This window comes from Actinoplanes sp. TFC3 (assembly GCF_001553785.1).
Classification (GTDB): Bacteria; Actinomycetota; Actinomycetes; order Mycobacteriales; family Micromonosporaceae; genus Actinoplanes.
On the sequence record NZ_LOJP01000001.1, the window covers coordinates 796,990 to 812,491 of the forward strand.

The window sequence follows — 15,502 nt, forward strand, 5'->3', positions numbered from 1 at the left end:
GTTGCGGGTTCTGGTGCTATTGCCGCGCTCGTCCTCCAGATAGTTGAGGAACGCCGACACGGTCTCCGCGTCCAGGTCGGCCCAGTCCAGGTTCGCGGGCGGAGTGCCGGTTCGCTGCTGGACGAAGACCAGCAGCAGGCGCAGCGCATCGCGGTAGGCGGCGACGGTGCACGGGCTGGCCTGACGCTGCCTGGCCAGCCGGTCGGTGAAGAACGCTTGCAGTGTGGCGGCGATCATCGTCATGAGCGGGCCGCCTTTCCGATGCCTTCGCGGCGGCCCGCGGCCAGCGCTGGCCGCGGGCCGGACAGGTAGGCCACCACGGCCTCACCGACCTCGACAGGCAACGGGAGCCGATCCTCGCGCCGGCCCTTGCCCCGGACGGCGATCTCACCGCTGCGCCAATCGACATTATCCAGCAGAAGCCGGGCCACCTCGATCGACCGCAACCCCAGCCGGGCCACCAGCATCAGGATCGCGTAGTCGCGCACCTCGACCGCGGTGTCACGCGGACAGCGGTCCAGCGAACGTCGGACGTCGGCGTCGTCGGTGGCACCGAGGCCATGCGCCAGCCGCCGACCGGATGCACCGCCGCACCGGGGGCACGTCTATGAACTGCAACAACGGACGGCGATCAGGCGGCAACTGATCGTGCGGAGCGACTTTGTGCTGCCATGACAGGCGTAGCGGCGCCCTGATGTAGCGCTCGGGGCGCCGTCCTGCCGAGCAGTAGGCGAGTCGGTGTTGTGCCTCGCAGCGCCAGGTAGGGATGCCCGAAAAGCCATGGGCTGGTACGTGAGAAGCGGTATGGGCGGGATGCCGGCGCCGCAGAGGGTCACGAGCTTCCCCTCGCGTGTGATGGTGTGCAAAGCAGATTGCGTTGCAACACCATCCAGGCGCCGGTAACAGCTGGGATTACCGGAGTCGATTCGCCCTCCATCGGCACAGGGAAGATAGCTCCTTGGCTGACGGAAACATGACATGGTTTCACTAGATCGCCGCATGTCAGAATGTGGGGCTGCGCCGCGACGGTGCGGCCCCGCATCCGTCATGGACGTAGTAGGGGTTGTCGTTGAATCCGGATGAACTCGCGGTCTTCGAGGGCCAATTGCGTGCACTGGTCGCGGATCACGGTCTGGGATGGGTGCTGGCGAGCGTCGATGAAGCCGTCGCTGACGGGATTCTGCAGGAGCGCACGCTGCAAAAGCCGCGGAGGGCTCGGCGGACCGAGGCTGTCTTCTACGAGACGATGGGGATCATCGACGTGGAAGAGCCGATTGCCGCCGCGGCCTCGTCGACGGGAGAACGATCGCACGGCCAGGGCGCAGGCGGGGACGTCGGTGTCACGGTACGCGCGTACACGCCGCAAGAACGCATCGCCTTGATCATCGAATCGGTGCAGCGCGTCGTGGTGGAACTTCCCGAGGCGGCCGCCCAGACGCGGGTGAATCTATCGGAAGCCGCTCATGAACCGACCGAGGATATTGTCGTCAAGTTCGTTGGCGATGACGACTGGGAGCAGCAGGCCGACGCCACATCACCGCTCGGCTTCGGGCAACGTCAGATCGCCAGTGATCCGCAACGACGAAGCAGCCTCAACACGGCACTCGAAGCGCTCAAGCGGGGGGTGCTCGGATGACCTCGATGGACGATTTGCTGCGCCAGGTGCGGTCGTTGCTGGGCACGACGGGCACTCCGTATGCTGGTCCGGCAGAGGCGCACGACGTCTACGAGGCGTATGTGTTTGCCCTGGTCGTCGCCGTGGCGCGGCGTTCCGGCGCGAGCGTCGATTTCCGGACCGTGACCGGGGAACATACCAACAACATTGTGCTCCGTAAGGACCCCGGGCTGATGCACACCTCAACCCATCCGTACACCCATGCGGAGATCACCTTCCTTCCCAACGTCCCCCCGTTGGAAGCTCACGTGGGCGTGCGGGTGCAGGGCAAGTCGCGTGTCCTGCACGAGTGCGACGTTCTGGTGTTGCCGCAGGAGGAGGCGAATCGGTGCCGATCCGGCCAGGTCGCTCCGCGTACTACTAAGGCGTTGCTGGCGGTGGAGTGCAAGTTTTACACCTCCCATCTCAAACTCGGGCTCGCCCGGGGATTCGAGGGACTACATGCCGATCTGGGGATCCGACACACGATGTTTGTGTCGAACTTGCCCGCTCCCCGGGTAGCCCGATACCTGAGCCACCGCGGACGAAGGTGGGAGCAAACCGTCCGGCCTGGGGCGCCGCAAGTGGACCACCTGGAAACCCTGGTGCGTGAAGCGTTCAAGTTTCACTGCGCCCGCAACGGCGTCGTTCTGGCATAGCTTCATATCGTCCATACCGCGTGACGTTGTGATCACGGCATCACCATCGTGCCGTCGACACCGCCTGACCACCAAAACCGGCGGCTGACCAACTTCTCACGCACAACCCGACGTCCGGACATGCCGATGCAGTGCATCCACGTCCGCTCGGTGGCGAACCCGGTCGGTATTTCCGGTGCTGACGCGGCTGGCTACGTGGCGGGGCCGGAGCTTTTACTTAGTCGGCCGTTGATGGCTGCTTCGCCGGTGAGGACAGCCGTTCGGTCAGCCGTGTGCGGGCCTGCTCGGAGGCCGAGTGCGCGGTGTGAGCGAGGTCGATGTGACGTTGCGCGGATGCTCGGCGTTGTGTCGCACGGCGCTGCGCGAGTTCGGCGTACGCAATCAAGGCCGCTATCCGTTGCTGGGGGGTTTCGGCGGGATCGGCCACCTGTCCATCGCAAGCGATGCGTCCGGATCGGGCAAGATCGGCGGACCGGGCACTTCGTTTCGTGGGGGTAGCGGTATCGCTCAGCTAGGTGTTCGAGTCGATGGAACGCGACGCCGAGCCTTGGTCTCCTCCGCAGTCGAGGCGGAGAACACCGATCTCGCCCGGCAGGTGGGGGCGGGCGCTCGAGGTTCCGCCGCGCGCATGACGCGTCGACTGGTTCATGGTCAACAGCAGCGCAACCGGCTACCACGGCGCACCTAAGGGTTGACTTTCGCTATCCGGGTATCGACGTACGTATCGTGGGCGGTGGAGGAGCACCCCGCCTGTCCGTCTTCGGGTTCGGAGGCCGTCGCTATGGCAGAACCTGCAGTGTCACCGGTGCGATCGTCCTCGGTCACCGCACATGACGCCGCTGAGATCGCCGATTTCATCCGGCAGATGTATGTCGGCAATCGACTGACCTTCACCGAGTTCCGTGACCGCCGCTCCGCATTCCAGGCGCGGGTCGGCGCGGCGGCCGACGTTTCCCACGCGCGGGTGCGCAGCACCATCGACTATCAGACGATGACGGAGCCGTTCGGCCAGTTCGTGTTCTTCGCCGTCCGTCATGGCCAGCTACGGGTCCATGACGGCGAGCACGACATCTGTGTCGCCCGTGGTGAGGTCGGGTTGAACCGGGCCGGCTCCGCGGCGCGTGTCAGCGCCGAGGACATCGGCATCGACGTCTTGCAGTTGCCTGCTACCCGATTGGACCGGATCGCCGGCGAGATCGCCGGTCTCGCGCCGGGAGAGCTGGAGTTCCATGCGACCACTGCGGTGTCCGCGGCGATGGGTACCTACTGGTGGTCCCTGATAGCAATGCTCGGCGGGGCCCTGTCGGCGGTCGACTCTCCGATGAACTTCCCGCTGATCGCCGAGGAGATGATCCGAGCTGCGGCCGTGGGCGCCCTGCATGTCTTCCCGAACACCACCATGACCCGCCAGCACACTCCGGGACCGGGGCAGGTGGGTCCGGCCGCGCTGCGCCGCGCGGTGGCCTTCATCGACGCGAACGCCGAACTGCCGGTGACCTTGTCCGAGGTCGCCGCAGCGGCCGGGACCAGCCCGCGCGCACTGCAGTACGCGTTTCGCCGCCACTACGACACCACCCCGCTGGGCTACGCCCGCCGGGTACGGCTCGAACGCGCACACCGGGAGTTGCAAGCCGCCGACCCGGCCCGCGGGGACACCGTCGCGGCGATTGCCGCCCGCTGGGGGTTCGCGAAACCCGACCGGTTTGCCGCGGTCTACCGCGACACTTACGGCATCCTGCCCAGGCACACCCTGCGGCATTTGACGCCCATCTACCGTGACAGGAGGACACCATGCCCCCAGCAGCGAGAAGCACCTTCATCACGACCCACCCGGAACAGGCACACGACAGACTTCCACCCGCGGCGCAGCCGCTGGGACCTGGAACGTGTGTCGATGGACGAACCGTCCAACATGCTGACTCTCGACGTGCAGGTACAACCGGTCGACGCCGTGTGGATCTCCCGAGCCGTCCGAGATGAGCCGCCTGCGGCTGGACCCGCTGCCGGCGCCGTGCCTCGCGCGTTGCAGTACGCGTTCCGCCGCCACGACGACACCACCATTGGCTACGCTCAACGCGAACTACAGGGCGCTGGTCCCTTCAGGGGCGACACCGTCGCCGCGATCGCCGCCCACTGGGGTTTGCCAAACTCAACCGGTTCGCCGCCCCGCTACCGCGCAGCGTTCGGCTTCCTGCCCAGCCACACTCTGCGCCACTGAACGAACGGCACCGCATCGAACGGCACCGCATCGAACGGCACCGCATCGAACGGCACTGAACTCAACAGCACGTTGCCGACGTCACCGCATTGACGTCTCATCATCGATGCAGGACCACTTGAAGGAGGTGGAACGGAATGAGTGCACCGGTGCACAGCAGGTTCGCTACAACCGATCCGGAGCAGGCGCAGGCTCTGATCGCGGACGCCTACGCAGACAACAACCTGCGGATCAGTGGCGACACGTCGGACTTCCACTTCGAGCACGAGCGGTGGGCTGCCGGCATGATGTAGGTGAGCCTGATGTCCAACACCCTCACCATCGCGATGGACCTCAAGCCGATGGACACCCTGTGGATCTGCGACATCAGGAGAGCGACCCTCCAGAACGAGGTTGAGCATGTGACCCGGCACTACGGGGTCGGTGACGTCTTCCTGGCCGCGCCCCTCGCGATTGAGTACCGCAACGAGCTGCAGGGCTACGCCGACCGGCCCGTCGGCCTCGATCCGAGCGTGTTCTGCGAGGTGACCGGAGACGAAGCTTTCGACCCGTTGAGCCGGCTGCGGCTGGACCCGCTACCGCTGCAGGCGGCGGCGTCGTGGCGGCGGACCGTGGACTTCGTCAAGGACAGCGTGCTCAGCCAGCCCGAGGCAGCGGCCAACCCGCTCCTCGTCGGCAGCGCCCAGCGGTTGCTTGCCGCGACCCTGCTCCACGGCTACGGCATGGAGCCTGCCGAGCACGCCGAAATACGCCGGGATGCGACGTCCGCTTCGGTGCGGCGCGCCGTCGCGTTCATCCAGAACAACCCGGAACTTGACATCAGCGTCGCCGACATCGCCCGCGCCGCCCATGTATCAGTGCGTGCGGTGCAACTGGCGTTCCGCCGGCACCTGGACACCACCCCGATGCGCTACCTACGCCGCGTCCGTCTTGACCTTGCCCGCACCGATCTGCAAGCAGCAGACCGCGTCGACGGCACCACCGTCACCGCCGTCGCCATGCGATGGGGCTTCGCCGACCTGAGCCGCTTCGCCGCCGAATTTCGCGCAGCCTACGGTGAGCATCCGCACGTGACCCTGCGGCGAACGGGTGACTGAGCAGGAACGAACCCGTAACCAGGAGGTGGTGCTCAGTCATGAAGGGCTGCGGTGATCCCGCGACTGCGCGGCAAGACCGCGGGCGCGTTCGCTCAGTGAACGAGATGTCGCCACGAGTTCAGCACTGACCGCCGCCAGGTCATTACGTCGCTGCGGGCGGATTGCCGCAGGACCGCGGTCGACGGTTGACGACACCTTCCTGCCGGCGGCTGGCGTAGAAACGGTCAACAAACTGTCGACGTCCAAGACCTTCAGTACATAGGCGACTGTCCCACCGGCGTTCTCCACGCGGACGCGGCCTCCCGCGGCAGTGGTGAGATCACGACAGCTGACCAGAGCGGCCACCGAGGCCGCATCGAAGAAAGTCACAGCCTTCAGGTCGATCGTGATCGTACGGTGGCCCGCCGCCACCGCCTCAGCCACGGCAGCCGGCAGCCGGCAGAAGAGCGCAACTGTCGCGATCGAACTCGCCCCGCGCGCACAACCGGACCGCGCCCGGCCTGTCCACATCGGCGACGCCGATAACCGCAGGCCCGGCTGCTCGCTCAAAGCGGCGCCCACCATTACTCGCGCTGTCCAGGGCCCGATCCACACCTTCCCCCAACCGTCGCCCCCCGAACCGTCAGCACCCCGTGTGAGCCGACCCGGCTCGACCTCCAGCCTCGCCACGACGAACCGCCCGTACTACCGGGAAAAGCGCCGGTTCCTACGGCTTGCCCTAAGCGCAAAACGAACCCAGCGGCCACCTCGTCAGCGCGAAGCCAACCGGAGCAATCACGCGATTCACGCAGGCTCACGGCTGGTCGACGCGGGCCGGCGATGAGGACATAGGCCAGTGGCGCGGCGCTGTCCGCCAACGCACTGTCATGCCGCAGATATTGCGCGTTTGGGAGCACCGCGGCGCGGTAGAAAGCCCAGAGTCGGCGGCCACGATCTCGTTGAGGGAACTCCCCCGATTGCCTGGCCATGACCGCCGGAGTCCTTGACAAGCGCGTCTGCCGGATTGCCCGCGGGGTCGAACTCGGTCAGGTGCCGAAAGGGCAGGGGCTGCATATACCGCCCCAAAGTGTAACCCTCAAATAGTTTGCGACCCCAACTAACGAGCCTGGAATGGCACCCCATGGAGCAGCCGGAGCTGGGGTTCGCTGATGGACTGGCGCAGCTGTCGTTCGTGGTTCAGGATGCGCTGGCCCGGCGGGCGGCTGGTCACTACCTTTCGGTCACGCAGATGCGCCTTCTGACTGTTTTGTGCGGCCGGCGACCAGGCATCAGCGAACTCGCAGCGGCCCTTGACCTGGACAAGTCAAGCGTTACCGGCTTGGTGGACCGGGCGGCGGCGCGAGGCTGGGTGACCCGTGTGCGTAACGAAGCCGACCGGCGGGCTGTTGAGGTGGTGCTCACCGAGCAGGGCCGCAAGCTGGTTGGCGTGGTTGAGAAGAGGGTCGCCCGCGACATCGCCACGATTGTGGGTGGGTTGTCCGGTGCTGATCAGCGCAAGCTTGCGGCGCTGGCGAGCCGCGTTGTTGGTCGGGTCAACTCGTGAGAAAGGCCAGTACCCGCGACGTCAGCAGGGCCGCAGCCGAGGCGTCATAAGTGGGCAGGCTGCTGTCGGCGAACAGGTGCACATTGCCGGGATAAACGAAGAGGGTTGCGAGCGACGGATTGGCCGCGACCAGATCCTGAGCCGCTTTCAGGTCACCGTCGCCGGCGAAGATTTCGTCGTTTTCCATGCCGTGGATCTGGACGGGGACAGTGGCGGGCCAGGCGGACCCGAACTCGGTTGGTGGCAGGCAGGATTCGAAAAACAATGCACCCGCTGCGCCCGGCCGGGTCTGGGCCAACTGTTGGGCGGGCATGACGCCTAATGAATAGCCGGCGTAGACGAGGTCGGGGCCAAGCGAATCTGCCACAGCTACGCCGCGGGAAGCCAAGGCGCTGAAGCCTACCGACGACGCATAGGCCAATCCCTCGTCCAGGGTGGCGAACGTGCGGCCCTCATAAAGGTCCGGCGTGTGCACGGTATGACCGGCATCCCGCAAGGTATCGGCGAAGTCAATCAAGCCCGGGGTCAGGCCCTGCGCATGATGGAAGAAAAGAAGCTCAGCCACGGTACCTCCTGATAGAAGCGACGCCGGTCAACACCAACCACACCACAAGAACGCTGAGCCCAAAACTTCCCACGCCTGGCCACCGAGGAAGCGGCAGGCCAGGGGCGGAGAGCGGCAGAGCCCAGCCGGTCAAGTGCCACGTCAGCAGGGCAATCCAACAGCCAGGAAAACCAGCATGGGGTACGTCCAAAGCCCCACCACCCGAACAGCCGGTCCACCCAATCCTTGCAGCCGCAGCGTCTGAAGGCCGGACCGCGCAACGGAACCGCCGAGAACAATCGGCAGTCACCACCAGCCCGGCTTTGCGTAATCGGCTCAGGATGTCCGGCGGTGCCGCGGGGGACAGCCACCCTTGACCGGCAGTAGCGAAGTCCGGGGCGACGGAGAGGCGATCGGCGTATTCAAAAGGTCGGCCAGCGCGCCGGTGCCGCCCAGGCCGGGAATGGCGGGCAACGAAGCCTCAGCGAACACTGACATTGGTCTGCCGTCCAGCCCGTTGAGGGCCGGGCCGTTGAGAACCGGCCCGGCAACGGCAATGGGCAGCGGACAGGGGGCATCAACCGGGCGCACCAGTACGCCGTCGGGTGGCTATCTCGGTGCCGTGCAGAATCAGCGGGGCTGGGGCGGCTGGTGTCGACGGCGAGGGCGGGTATACCGGGGAAACGCCTGACTGCCATGGCGTACGAACCCGCTGGGTCGGCTTTCTGCACAGCGGCCAGCAAATCGTGGCGGGTTACGTCGGCTACAGAAATGACCCGGCCGGCGCCGGTGCTGAGATGGGCTTCCACATCGCGGTCACGAACGGCGGTGCCGTGGGCGCAGACGACATAACCGATGGTTGCCCCGGCCGCCGTGACCAAGGCGAACAACCGGGCCGCACCGGGGCGCCGGGATACGTGGAAACCGGCGAGCGCGGCGCCCAGGGATCCGCGTCGGTGTGCAGGGTGTCGTCGAAGCCGGGCTCGTAGGTGGCGACCACCCGCAGTTTCACGGGTTCGGTGAGCGTGCTGCCGATCGTCAAACGCAGCCGCTGGGCGGTGGCCGCTCCTACTGCTATCTCGCCGGGCGCAGCTGAGTACGTACCGGTAAGCCTCGTTCTTGAACAGAAGTCGGCGCGGTAGGCGAGCTTGGAATGTGCAGGTCAGTGGCGGTGCGGGCGCGAAAGTCGGCGAGGGCCCGATCCGGATTGCCGTTGAGGGGAACCGAGCGGTGCAGGGTGACGGTCCGGGCATACCAGGGGCCGGCGGCTGCTGCGGCTGCCAGCAGGGCAGCGATGAACAGCAAAGCGACCGACTGGGCAGCGCGGGCTCGCACCGCGGCTGGGAAGCCGGCTTTCATGAGACACTCGTCGATATTCTCAAGGAGGCTATGTGAGGCGAGTTCTGACTGCTGCCGCGGTCGCTGCTGCCGCTGTGCTGGTCGTTACCGGGCCGGCAGAGGCGCATCCGAAAGTCACGGGAACCTATTCGGCCGGCACTACCGCGTGGCAGCCGTTGGACACGGCGGTCCGCGGAACCCCGGATGCCACGGTAGTGGTTGACCCGAGCCAGACCCGGCAGCGCTATGCCGGCATCGGCTTCTCGCTGGACGAGACGAGCGTGTCCAACCTCTGGAAGCTCACCGCGGCCGAGCGGAACCGGGCCATCAGGTTGCTGGTGGATCCGCGCACGGGTGCGGGCCTCGACCGGTTCCGGCTGACGATCGGCAGCCCGGATCTCATCGAGCATCTGCCGTTCTGGTCCTATGACGAACTCCCTCCAGGAGTCAGTAAAGACTTCTCCTTGAAGTACTTCTCGATTCAGCGCGACATCGATCTGCACATAGTCGACACGATCAAGCTGATTCAGCGCTACAACCCGCGGGCGACTTTCTTCGCGTCGGCGTGGAGTGCGCCCGCCTGGATGAAGACGAACAACAAGTTCACCGGCGAGGTGGCGTTGCTGCCCGGCAGCACGTCGTCGTATTACCAGGTGGGCAAGCTGCGGGACGACTGCATTGAGGTTTTCGCGCGGTACTACGTCAAGTACTTGCGGTCGTACGCGAAGCAGGGCGTTGATATCGACGCGCTGACACTGCTGAACGAGCCCGGAATGGATGTCGTTTATCCGGCGATGGACATCAGCGTGGCGCAGCAGCAGAAGCTGGCGGTCGCCATCAAGCGGGAACTCGCGGCGGCGCGGCTGGACACCGACCTTTACGTGCACGATTTCAACTTCTGGGATTGGCGCGACCCGAACAGCACCGGGACCAAGAACTATTACCGGATCTTCAACGACCCGAAGGCACTGCGGGCGGCCGATGCGATCGCTTTCCACCCGTACTGGGGTGATCCGAAGGTCATGCGCGACGCCTACGAGCAATACGGCAAGCCGGTGCACCTGACCGAGACCAGCGACCTGAGCCCGGCGACGATTCTCGACTATTTCCGGCTCGACGCCAGCTCGTATGTGACGTGGGCGCAGACCACCGACCAGGACGGCGGCACGCTGCACTGGACCGACAAGCGCGACAACAACCTGGATTGGGAAGAAATCGGCCGTACCACGAAGTGGCCGGACCGCCTGGTGAAAGTCGACACCACCACGCGCACGTTCACGGTCCGCAATGAGCTTTATGCGATGGGGCAGTTCGCCAAATACCTGACCCCTGATTTCGTACGGGTGGAGAGCAGCGCGACCAGCGCCGGGATCAGCAACGTGGTCTACCGCGATCACAACGACTACGTGGCGATCGTGGGCAACAGCAACCCGGCCGCCAAGAAGGTCCGCGTGCTCGTGGCGGACAAGTCGTTCCTGGTGAACGTGCCAGCCGGGGCATACGCGACGTACCGCTGGAAATCGCGGGTGCCGTCGCAGCGCAACCATGCCCCGGTCCTCTCCCCGGTCGCCGATGTGGCGGCGGACCAGTACGCCACCACGCAGTTCCGGCTGCACGGCACCGACCGTGATGGCGACCCGCTGTCCTACTACGCGGTTGACCTGCCGGCCGGGGTGAGCCTCGACGCCACCACCGGGCTGGTCACGCTCACCCCCACCACTGCCGGTACGCAGGACTTGACGTTCTATGTCACCGACGGGCGGGCCCGGGCTCAGGTCAGCGTGCAGGTGAACGTGGTTCCCCGCGGTGCGCCGGTGGGGGTGCGCGTCGAAGCTGAGGCGTACACCGCTCAGCACGGCTGGACCGAGGGCGGGGCGAATTTCGTGGAGAACACCGCCTCGGCCAGCGGCGGCAAGAACGTGGGCTGGACCGCGGCCGGCAACTGGCTGCAGTACCGGATCGACGTCGCCGAGCCGGGAACGTACAACCTGGAATTGCGGGCCGCTAACGGATCGGGTGCGGCGGCTGCGGGTGCGGTTTCCTTCCGCGATGCCGCCGGTGCCGTGCTCGCCACTGTTGACGTGCCCGACACCGGCGGCTGGGCCGCGTACCAGTCAGTGCAGGCCACGGTCGACTTGGCCGCGGGCGACCAGATCGTGACCGTTTACTGCGAGACCGGCGGGTTCAACCTCGACTATTTCCGGCTGAGTTAGGCGCAGAAGACGCAGGTTCCGTTCGGCGGGCCCCAGGCCTGTACGGCGTCCGCCGAACCGGAGCCCGAGACCTCAACAGCGGCGAACGTCAGCCCGGCGGCGATGGCCAGGGCGGCGATTATCTTGACGACACGTGACATTTCAGGACTCCCCGTTGATAGATATGGACGGTGGTACAGCCACCTGCAAGGACCCCAAGGCGAGGCCCAGCTGGAATCTATTGTCGACTCCCAGGCGGTCCATGAGCGACCGTAATATTCCGGTCACCGATCGGGCGCTGATCCGTAGCCGCTGCGCTGCGGTGTGATCGGTGTGCCCGGCAGCTAGCAGAGTAACGAGCTGACGCTCGCGCTCACTGAGTTCGATCGGCAGCAGGCCGGCGCGGTGCTCGGCCGCGGCGCTTTGCCAATGCCGGTCGAACAGGGCGATCAGCGCGTCCAGCACCCCCGCGTGCGCGACTTCGAGATAGCCGCGTTCGAGGTCCGCCGGGTCCGCCGGCAGCAGCGCCCGCTCGCGGTCGAAGACGAACAACTTGAGCGGGATGCCGGCCGACTCGTAGCGCTGGAACGAGGTGCCGTTGACCAGGTGACCGCTGACGTCGAGGTCGTCCCCGTCGGCAGGCGGCGGCATGAGCACCCGGATCTGCACGCCGCGCTCGGCCATGGCGAGGTCGAGGGGCGATGCCGCGCGGGCCGACTCGGCATCGATCGCCTGAGCCGTGTTCATGCTCAGCACGCGCCGTACCTTCGTGCCCGCCAGCTCGGCCAGGCGCCGCCGGGTCAGCTCCCGGCTCGGCAGGTAGCGCAGGCCCGCGGCGAACTCACCGGCGAGGCTCGGCAGCGTGTGCAGCGGAAGCGCGGCGGCAATGCCCGAATTGCGCAGAGCGCGCACCACGTCATGGTGCGACCTGATCGTGAATCGCGGGTCCACGACGTGCATGCGGCGCCGGCGCAGGTGCTCGACCACCACCGTGGCCGGGCGGGCCGTCCAGACGCGAGTGGTGGTGCGGGCGTCCGCAGTGGCCGCGGCGGCACCGCATTCGCGCAGCTCGGCCAGCGCTTCGGCGGTGCGGCGGGCGGGGAGGCCCAGCTCCACCGCCAGGGTGCGCTCGGTGCGGGGACCGAACGTCACCAGGGTACGAAAGACCAGATCGGCGTTGCTGGAGAGTCCCCAACGGACCAGGGACGGAACAGCGGCGCCGAGGGGGACCAGGGTGGGCGTCACTCCATCGATTCTCATCGAGACGGCTAGCCTTCGCCTCCGACGGACGGACCGGGAAGGTTGGCCTTGCGGAGGAACCCAAGGGCAAGTCCAAGCTGAAACCGGTTGTCCACGCCGAGCCGGTCCATGAGGTTGCGCAGGATGTTCGTCACCGAACGCGCGCTGATGCCGAGCTGCTCGGCCGCGGAGACGTCGGTGTGCCCCTGCGCGAGCAGAGCCACCAACTCCCGCTCGCGGTCGGACAGAATGATCTTCGGCAAAGTGCCTGCTCCGTTCGGGGGTGAGGTCATCGGCCGCATGGAATCACAGGCCCGCGGCGCTGGTCCAGCACTTGGCGGTGCCGGTGGCGCCGATTGCGCTAAACCGCAGCCGCGGCGTTGCGGTATCCCGCAAATTCAGTCCTCGCGGCCCGCGGTTCGTTGACCTCTTGGCAGGCTCTCAGCACTCTTAGCGAGGACGAAGAACGGTCCGGCGGTGCTCCCGCCGGGCGCCGGGTCGCCGCCCGGGCACCGCCGCCACGGGCCCCGGCCGCGACGCGGGCCGGCTCCGACGTTCAGACGGGGGACGTCGGAACCGGCCCACCGGTTCGCCTATTTCGCCGTTTTCGCCCATGATCATGGTCTTTCGGGGCGTAATGGTCGACGTGAAGAAAATGCTCCTCGCCTTCCTCACCGTCCTGACCCTCCCGTTCGGGCCTGCTGTGGCAGCGGAGGCGGCACCAGCCGTCGTGCAGTCGTCACCGTCGGCCGCGGCGGTGCCGTACCACATTGTCAGGCCCGGCGAGACCATCAAGAAGATCGCGGCGTTCTACCACATCACCCCGGCGCAGCTACGTGCCTGGAACGGGATCATCAAGCCGAACCAGCCGGCCGTCGACGGGGTGCTCAACCTGGCCAAACCGCAGGCCCAGCTGGCCGGCTGGCGCACGTGGGCCGAGGGGGTCACCCCGGGACAGGTCAACTGGGACCCGGCGGCGAAGTGTCCGGTCGTACCAGCAAAGCTGCGCAAGGTATGGGTGACCTACATCGACTTCTACGGCGCCTCGCACCTGGGCAGCGTGGTGGTCAACCAGGCCATCGCCGCGCAGACCCAGCGGGTGTTCCGGGTGCTCTACCGGATGCGCTTCCGGATCCAGGGCATGAGTCCGATGTCGCTGAACGCGCCATACCTGAGTGACATGGGTACGGTCACAGCCGGCTACAGCTGCCGCAAGGTCGCCGGCACCCAGACGCTGTCGCAGCACGCGTACGGCATGGCGATCGACATCAACCCGGTGCAGAACCCAATGATCCGCGGCACGTCCATCGACCCGGTGAACGGCTCGACGTTCCTGGCCCGCGCGGCTTACCGGCGGGGCATGGTGCACGCTGCCGGTGCGGTGCGCGCCTTCACCGCCAACGGCTTCTACTGGGGCGGGCGCTGGCACAGCCTGAAGGACTACATGCACTTCAGCCCGACGAACAAGTGAGAAAGTGGCCCGGCTCCACGGGGGAGCCGGGCCATCCTTCACCAGGTGTAGAAGTTGCTCTGCGTCTGCGCGTTGAACACGTTCGTGCGGAACAGCCGGGCCAGGCTCACCCGGATGTCCCTGAGGTCCAGCACGTCGACACCCTTGTTGATGTCGTTGGAGTAGATGTAGCCGTTGTACCAGTACGCCGACCAGGAACCCCCGGACACCATCTGGGTGGCCGAGATCGGTCCGCGCTCCCAGTACGCGATCTCCTTGGGCGAGCTCGAGTCGGTGAAGTCCCACACCGAGATGCCGCCCTGGTACCACGCCTGCACCATGATGTCGCGGCCCGGCACCGGGATCAGCGAGCCGTTGTGGGCCACGCAGTTCTCCGTGTCGGCGTTGGTCCGCGGGATCTTGAAGTAGCTGCGGAACACCAGCTTGCGGTGGTCGCCACGGCCCACGATGTCGTAGATGCCGTCGGCCCCGCGGTTCGGGCCGACCTCCGGGTTGCAGGTCGCGCGCCCGCCACCACCCAGCTCGTCGGTGAACACCACCTTGGTGGCGCTGTTGTTGAACGTCGCCGAGTGCCAGAACGCGAAGTTCTCGGTGTCGCGCACCGACGTGATCACCCGCGGCGCGGTGCGCTTCGAGATGTCGAACAGCACGCCGTCACCCATGCAGGCGCCGGCGGCCAGGTCCTTGTCCGCGTACACGGTGATGTCGTGGCAGCCGGTGGTCGGTGACTGACCGTTGGGGCCACCCGGGTAGCCGCCGTCCGGGAACAGGATCGGTGCCGCGACTACCGAGGCGCCCGCCGGGTTGCGCTTGGGCACCTTGACGATCGAGATCTTGTCGTGCGGCAGGGCGCAGTTCGGCTGATCCACCCCGGCCAAGTTGTAGGACGACACGTACAGGTAGACGTTGGGATCCCCGGCCTTGCCCGGCACGAGCGTCTGGGTGTGCGACCCGCAATCGGTCTTGATCGACTTCAGGTACGCCGGGGTCAGCGGGTCCGTGATGTCGAAGATCTTGATGCCTTCCCAGCGCTCACCGGGTGCGTCGGCGGTTGACGCGGCGTTGTTGCACGAGTCGTTGGTCCGCTGCGAGTCGGTCGCCAGGAACAGCAGGTTCCCGCTGATCGAGACATCGTTCTGCGAGCCGGGACACAGCACCTGCGCGGCCAGCGAGGTGGCCTTCGGGTTGCTGATGTCGTAGACGGCGAACCCGTTGTAGTTGCCGCCGAAGGCATAGTGGCCCTTGAAGGCCCAGTCCGAGTTCGTCGACGTGGCGAACGGGCCGGTCTTGGGCACGTACGCGATCTGCTTGAGGTTGGGCGTGCTGACGATCTCATCGACGCCTGGGATCGTTCCCGGATCCGACGGCGCCTGGGCTGCGCCGCTGGCGGGTGTCGTCAGCAGGCCGGCTGTGATCGTGGCTGCGCTGAGAACGGCCAGTCTCGTGAACCGCCGATTCATGGAGCTCCTTCCGCACGATACGTATTTACCTTCATCGCTACAGTAGTGGGACGAACCACCGGCGGGAATATTTGTTTACATGGATGA

At 66.4% G+C, this 15,502-nt stretch carries 17 protein-coding genes; 9 read left to right on the plus strand and 8 right to left on the minus strand.

What is annotated here, in order from left to right:
* On the minus strand, positions 1–243 hold a 243-nt coding region (locus TFC3_RS03430; protein WP_161952527.1), incomplete at its 3' end, for a site-specific integrase.
* Positions 240–569, minus strand: a complete 330-nt coding sequence (locus TFC3_RS03435) for a tyrosine-type recombinase/integrase (RefSeq protein WP_153040084.1) — start codon at positions 567–569, stop codon at positions 240–242. The genes TFC3_RS03435 and TFC3_RS03430, both read right to left, overlap by 4 nt.
* Positions 570–1,069: 500 nt before the next feature.
* On the opposite strand from TFC3_RS03435, the gene TFC3_RS03440 reads away from it, so the two are divergent.
* From TFC3_RS03440 to TFC3_RS03455, 6 genes are all read left to right on the plus strand, one after another.
* Positions 1,070–1,636 (plus strand): hypothetical protein, encoded by a 567-nt coding sequence (locus tag TFC3_RS03440; RefSeq protein WP_153040085.1) that lies wholly within the window; start codon positions 1,070–1,072, stop codon positions 1,634–1,636.
* Positions 1,633–2,313, plus strand: a complete 681-nt coding sequence (locus tag TFC3_RS03445) for a hypothetical protein (RefSeq protein WP_067495470.1) — start codon at positions 1,633–1,635, stop codon at positions 2,311–2,313. Before TFC3_RS03440 ends, TFC3_RS03445 begins: the two co-directional genes overlap by 4 nt.
* A 304-nt stretch (positions 2,314–2,617) precedes the next feature.
* On the plus strand, positions 2,618–3,001 hold the full coding sequence (locus TFC3_RS36705) for a hypothetical protein (RefSeq protein ID WP_153040086.1): 384 nt from the start codon (positions 2,618–2,620) through the stop codon (positions 2,999–3,001).
* Between the two features lie 117 nt (positions 3,002–3,118).
* Complete coding sequence (locus tag TFC3_RS38660) at positions 3,119–4,531, plus strand: helix-turn-helix transcriptional regulator (protein WP_201787117.1); 1,413 nt, start codon at positions 3,119–3,121, stop codon at positions 4,529–4,531.
* 137 nt (positions 4,532–4,668) lie between these two features.
* Positions 4,669–4,824, plus strand: a complete 156-nt coding sequence (locus TFC3_RS37755) for a hypothetical protein (RefSeq protein WP_161952528.1) — start codon at positions 4,669–4,671, stop codon at positions 4,822–4,824.
* A 9-nt stretch (positions 4,825–4,833) separates the two neighbouring features.
* Positions 4,834–5,628: a helix-turn-helix transcriptional regulator gene (locus TFC3_RS03455; protein ID WP_153040087.1), complete on the plus strand. Its 795-nt coding sequence runs from the start codon at positions 4,834–4,836 to the stop codon at positions 5,626–5,628.
* Between the two features lie 36 nt (positions 5,629–5,664).
* Here the strand turns inward: TFC3_RS03455 and TFC3_RS35295 are convergent, their stop codons facing one another.
* The gene (locus tag TFC3_RS35295) at positions 5,665–6,051 is read right to left on the minus strand and encodes an STAS domain-containing protein (RefSeq protein ID WP_236717966.1); all 387 of its coding nucleotides are present in this window, start codon (positions 6,049–6,051) and stop codon (positions 5,665–5,667) included.
* Positions 6,052–6,748: 697 nt separating this feature from the next.
* Between TFC3_RS35295 and TFC3_RS03460 the strand changes: the two genes are divergently transcribed.
* Positions 6,749–7,171, plus strand: coding sequence for a MarR family winged helix-turn-helix transcriptional regulator (locus TFC3_RS03460; protein ID WP_067495475.1), 423 nt, complete (start codon positions 6,749–6,751; stop codon positions 7,169–7,171).
* Here the strand turns inward: TFC3_RS03460 and TFC3_RS03465 are convergent.
* The gene (locus TFC3_RS03465; RefSeq protein WP_067495477.1) at positions 7,161–7,736 is read right to left on the minus strand and encodes a dienelactone hydrolase family protein; all 576 of its coding nucleotides are present in this window, start codon (positions 7,734–7,736) and stop codon (positions 7,161–7,163) included. The genes TFC3_RS03460 and TFC3_RS03465 overlap by 11 nt on opposite strands.
* Positions 7,737–9,106: 1,370 nt before the next feature.
* Here TFC3_RS03465 and TFC3_RS03475 point away from each other — a divergent pair.
* A complete protein-coding gene (locus TFC3_RS03475) occupies positions 9,107–11,266 on the plus strand; it encodes a carbohydrate-binding protein (protein ID WP_082771844.1) in 2,160 nt (719 codons plus the stop codon).
* Here the strand turns inward: TFC3_RS03475 and TFC3_RS37760 are convergent.
* The 3 genes from TFC3_RS37760 to TFC3_RS03485 are packed head-to-tail and all read right to left on the minus strand — an operon-like array spanning position 11,263 to position 12,777.
* Positions 11,263–11,406 (minus strand): hypothetical protein, encoded by a 144-nt coding sequence (locus TFC3_RS37760; protein ID WP_161952530.1) that lies wholly within the window; start codon positions 11,404–11,406, stop codon positions 11,263–11,265. The genes TFC3_RS03475 and TFC3_RS37760 overlap by 4 nt on opposite strands.
* Position 11,407: 1 nt before the next feature.
* A complete protein-coding gene (locus tag TFC3_RS03480) occupies positions 11,408–12,490 on the minus strand; it encodes a helix-turn-helix transcriptional regulator (RefSeq protein ID WP_067495483.1) in 1,083 nt (360 codons plus the stop codon).
* 23 nt (positions 12,491–12,513) lie between these two features.
* Positions 12,514–12,777, minus strand: coding sequence for a helix-turn-helix transcriptional regulator (locus TFC3_RS03485; RefSeq protein WP_236717967.1), 264 nt, complete (start codon positions 12,775–12,777; stop codon positions 12,514–12,516).
* A gap of 362 nt (positions 12,778–13,139) precedes the next feature.
* Here TFC3_RS03485 and TFC3_RS03490 point away from each other — a divergent pair, with 362 nt between their 5' ends.
* Positions 13,140–13,955, plus strand: coding sequence for a M15 family metallopeptidase (locus TFC3_RS03490; protein ID WP_236718353.1), 816 nt, complete (start codon positions 13,140–13,142; stop codon positions 13,953–13,955).
* Between the two features lie 38 nt (positions 13,956–13,993).
* On the opposite strand, the gene TFC3_RS03495 is transcribed toward TFC3_RS03490, so the two are convergent.
* Positions 13,994–15,415, minus strand: coding sequence for an LVIVD repeat-containing protein (locus TFC3_RS03495; protein WP_067495500.1), 1,422 nt, complete (start codon positions 15,413–15,415; stop codon positions 13,994–13,996).
* Positions 15,416–15,502: the final 87 nt, after the last annotated feature.

Coding starts and splice junctions, on each gene's coding strand:
- TFC3_RS03455 (WP_153040087.1), top strand. CDS start 4,834: ATGTCCAACACCCTCACCATCGCGATGGACCTCAAGCCGATGGACACC.
- TFC3_RS03460 (WP_067495475.1), top strand. CDS start 6,749: ATGGAGCAGCCGGAGCTGGGGTTCGCTGATGGACTGGCGCAGCTGTCG.
- TFC3_RS03490 (WP_236718353.1), top strand. CDS start 13,140: ATGCTCCTCGCCTTCCTCACCGTCCTGACCCTCCCGTTCGGGCCTGCT.
- TFC3_RS03495 (WP_067495500.1), bottom strand. CDS start 15,415: ATGAATCGGCGGTTCACGAGACTGGCCGTTCTCAGCGCAGCCACGATC.
- TFC3_RS37760 (WP_161952530.1), bottom strand. CDS start 11,406: ATGTCACGTGTCGTCAAGATAATCGCCGCCCTGGCCATCGCCGCCGGG.
- TFC3_RS03445 (WP_067495470.1), top strand. CDS start 1,633: ATGACCTCGATGGACGATTTGCTGCGCCAGGTGCGGTCGTTGCTGGGC.
- TFC3_RS37755 (WP_161952528.1), top strand. CDS start 4,669: ATGAGTGCACCGGTGCACAGCAGGTTCGCTACAACCGATCCGGAGCAG.
- TFC3_RS03485 (WP_236717967.1), bottom strand. CDS start 12,777: ATGACCTCACCCCCGAACGGAGCAGGCACTTTGCCGAAGATCATTCTG.